Genomic DNA, 3,830 nt, shown 5'->3' with positions numbered 1-3,830 from the left:
CATATATAAAATTAAAATCTATTGCTCTATCAATTTGTCTAACTAAATGATTTTTAGGCACAAGAGCTTCTAAACTGTTAAATTCAATTTTAAATCTATTATCAGTATTTTTTTTAGTCATCATATTTATCACCCAATATTATTTTATAAGAAAATGGAAAGGCTGTCGACTTTGTCGACAGCCTAAGTCATGTTTATATAAACATGACTTTATTAAATTTTCAATATAGATTAACCACCTAAAGTTATATCTTGTTCATTATACCATTCAATAGCTTTATTAAAATGTTCTTTTTTAAAATCAGGCCAAAAATCATCTATAATATAAAAATCTGAATATACACATTGAACTGGTAAAAAACCACTTAATCTTCTTCTTCCACCCCAACGAATTATTAAATCAATTCTAGAAATATCATTTGATTCTATATTGTTTAATATATTTTTCAAATTACAATCTGCTACCTTAAGTTTATTCAAATCCCATTCCCAAGCATAATTTATAAGAAAATTTACTTTTATTCCTCCTTTTCCAAAAATATTTCTTTTAGTATATTTAATCAATTCTTTTGGAAAAGATTTTGAAGAAATATTACCTAAAACTAAAATTTCTGAATCTTCTTTTGATATTAATTCTACTGACCTTATACAAGCATCTATAAATGCTTTTTTTTGAATAGAAGGTCTTTTAGTATTATCAGTAGTAAATCCGTAAAATGTTATTTCTTTTATCCCTAAATCTTTACAAAGTTTGAAAACATGTAATCCAGGGTTAATTCCATAATTATAACCTTCATTTTTCTTTAATCCTTGAGTAATAGCCCATCGTCTATTTCCATCTGGAATAATTCCAATATGATTAGGTATCCTCATAAATTCACCTCATTTATTATGTAGTTAAAAAATATATAATATATGATTTTAAATGTTATATAAAAATTAATTTTGATGTTATTATTATAACCAAATAATAACAAAAATATAATTTTTATAAAGTTAATATATTGAAATTAAATAATAAATAATTATTGAAAAAATAAATAATAATAGTTATTATTTATATATAAGAATTATAGAAACGAGGAAACTAATGAATATAATTGGTATTAGAACTATTAAAAGTGCATTAGGAGCTACTATTGCAATAACCATTGCTCAGTTTTTGGGACTTAAATATGCAGTAGCATCAGGAATTATAACAATTTTAAGTGTACAAAGTACAAAAAGACAATCTATAGAAATGGCCATGAAAAGATTAATATCTACAATTATAGCTTTGTTTATATCTAGTATATTATTTGTTTTTATAGGATTTAATGAATATGTTTTTGGATTATATTTACTTATATTTATTCCTGTTACAGCTAATTTAAAAATTACAGAGGGAATAGTTGTAAGTTCAGTATTAGTAACACATTTACTAGTTGAAAAATCAGTTGATTTTTTTTGGATAAAAAATGAAATAGCTTTATTTCTAATTGGAGCTGGAACAGCTTTAATATTTAATTTATATATGCCAAGTATTGTTTCAAAATTAGAGGAAGATAAAGAGTATATAGAAAATAAAATGAAGGATATATTATTAGATATGTCTTATACATTAAAATTACATTGTGTATCTATTAATGAACAAAGATTATTTGAAGAAATAGAAATTAGATTAAGCCAAGCAAGAAATAGGGCTTATAAAAATTTTAATAATTATTTATTTTCAGATGTAAAATATTATATACATTATATTGAAATGAGAAATATTCAATTTGAAATTATAAAATATATGAGAGAACATTGTAAAAATTTCATAAGTATATATAAACAGACTGAATTAGTTGCAAATTTTACAGAAAAAGTAGCAATGGCTATAGGAGAACCAATTTCATCGGAAGAATTACTAGAAGAACTAGAAAGTTTAAAATATAAGTTTAAAAGACAATCATTACCTAAAACAAGAGATGAGTTTGAATATAGAGCTAAATTATTTCAATATATAATGGATCTACAACGTTTTTTAGAAATAAGAAAAGATTATGTTTTAAAATTAAAGGAGTAATTAGTATGAAATTTTTAGAATTAGTTAATAATAGACAAAGTGTTAGGACTTATATAAATAAAGATGTAGAAAAAGAAAAAATAATTAAATGTATAGAAGCTGCAAGGTTAGCACCATCGGCATGCAATGCTCAACCATGGAAATTTATAATAGTTAATGAAAAGAATACGTTATTAAAAATACGAAATATGATTTATGATCCTATTATAGGAATAAATAAATTTGCTTTAGAATGTAAATGTTTTATAATTATAGTAAAAGAAAAAAGAAATTTAACATCAAAAATTGGAGAAATAGTAAAGAAAAAGGATTATAGTTCTATAGATATTGGCATTGCTTGTGAGCATATTTGTTTACAAGCATGTGAATTAGGATTAGGAACTTGCATTATAGGGTGGTTTAAAGAAAATAAAATAAAAGAAATTTTAAATATTCCTAAAAATAAAGAAATTTCATTAATAATTTCTTTAGGGTATGATGAAATGAATATTAAAAGAAAAAAGGTAAGAAAAGATTTAAATAGTATAGTAACATTTAATTCTTATGAATAAATTTGAGAGTATATAGTAGACTGTATAAAGTTAAATATGAATATAATTAAAAATCTGTAAATTAATTTATTGTTTATTAAAATTATTTACAGATTTTTAATAAAATTTTAAATTTAATATTGTAAAATTTCTTTTTCTAAAGTATCCATCAAGACTTTTACCGGTACAATCTCCTTTATTTTACTAGCGTTTTCACCACAAAATATTAAACCTTCATTTAAATTTCCTTTTACAGCATTAATAAGTGCAGCGCTAATACAATATGGAGTTTCTTTAGGATTACAGGGAATTAAACAATTATAACATTTGTCTACTTTTTTAGAAATATTAGATTCTGTGTTTTTTACAAAGTTATTATGTATTGCTCTTCCAGGCATGCCAACAGGACTTTTAACTATTGATATATCATTAGTTTTACAACTTAAATATGCTTTTTTAAAATTTTCATGTGCATCACATTCATTAGTAGCTACAAATCTTGTAGCCATTTGCACTCCACTAGCACCTATTTCTAAATATTTGGCAATATCATTTCCATCAAAAATTCCACCAGCTACAACTACGGGAATTTTCTTATTGTGTTTTTCTTCCATATTTTTAACTTCCATAATTATATCTTTAATGGTTTGATTAAAATTTTTTGTTTCTATTTGCAATTTATCTTTTTGAAACCCTAAATGTCCTCCAGCAAGGGGACCTTCTACAACTATCATATCAGGAGCTATATTATAATTTCTATCCCAAAGTTTCATAATAACTCTAGCACCTTTAAGTGAAGAAACTATTGGGGCTATTTTAATAGAACTATCTTTAGTAAGTTTAGGTAATGAACTTGGAAGTCCTGCTCCAGAGATTATCAAATCTGCTCCAGCTTCTATTGTTGCTTTTACATATTCAGCATAATTATTCATAGCTACCATTAGATTTACTCCTATTATTCCATTACCAGCTTTCTCCTTTGCTTTTTTTATATGTTTTTTTAGAGCACGTAAATTTGCTTCAACACAATTTGTTTCAAAATCTTTTTCTAAATAACCAGGTTGAGCTCCGGAAATAATACCAATTCCTCCACATTTAGCAACAGCTCCTGCTAGTCTAGACAAAGAAACACCTATACCCATGCCTCCTTGTATAATTGGCAATCTAGCAACTAAGTTTCCAATAATAAGTGGCTTTATATTCATGTATAATTACATCCTTTCCTTTAAAAAACTTTCAAAATAAAATAT

General features: G+C 24.4%; 4 protein-coding genes. 2 read left to right on the top strand and 2 right to left on the bottom strand.

Features of this window, described 5'->3' with window-relative positions:
• Window positions 1-231 precede the first annotated feature (231 nt).
• Window positions 232-873: an undecaprenyl diphosphate synthase family protein gene (locus GBZ86_RS13580; RefSeq protein ID WP_152891516.1), complete on the bottom strand. Its 642-nt coding sequence runs from the start codon at window positions 871-873 to the stop codon at window positions 232-234.
• A 217-nt stretch (window positions 874-1,090) separates the two neighbouring features.
• Here GBZ86_RS13580 and GBZ86_RS13575 point away from each other — a divergent pair, with 217 nt between their 5' ends.
• Window positions 1,091-2,050 carry an aromatic acid exporter family protein gene (locus GBZ86_RS13575; RefSeq protein ID WP_152891514.1) on the top strand — a complete coding sequence of 320 codons (960 nt, stop codon included), beginning with the start codon at window positions 1,091-1,093 and terminating at the stop codon, window positions 2,048-2,050.
• Window positions 2,051-2,055: 5 nt separating this feature from the next.
• On the top strand, window positions 2,056-2,601 hold the full coding sequence (locus tag GBZ86_RS13570) for a nitroreductase family protein (protein WP_152891512.1): 546 nt from the start codon (window positions 2,056-2,058) through the stop codon (window positions 2,599-2,601).
• Window positions 2,602-2,714: 113 nt separating this feature from the next.
• Here GBZ86_RS13570 and GBZ86_RS13565 read toward each other — a convergent pair whose 3' ends face one another.
• A complete protein-coding gene (locus GBZ86_RS13565; protein WP_152891509.1) occupies window positions 2,715-3,785 on the bottom strand; it encodes an NAD(P)H-dependent flavin oxidoreductase in 1,071 nt (356 codons plus the stop codon).
• Window positions 3,786-3,830 lie beyond the last annotated feature (45 nt).

The organism is Clostridium tarantellae (assembly GCF_009295725.1).
Lineage (GTDB): Bacteria > Bacillota > Clostridia > Clostridiales > Clostridiaceae > Sarcina > Sarcina tarantellae.
This window is presented reverse-complemented; position numbering and strand designations above follow the sequence as displayed.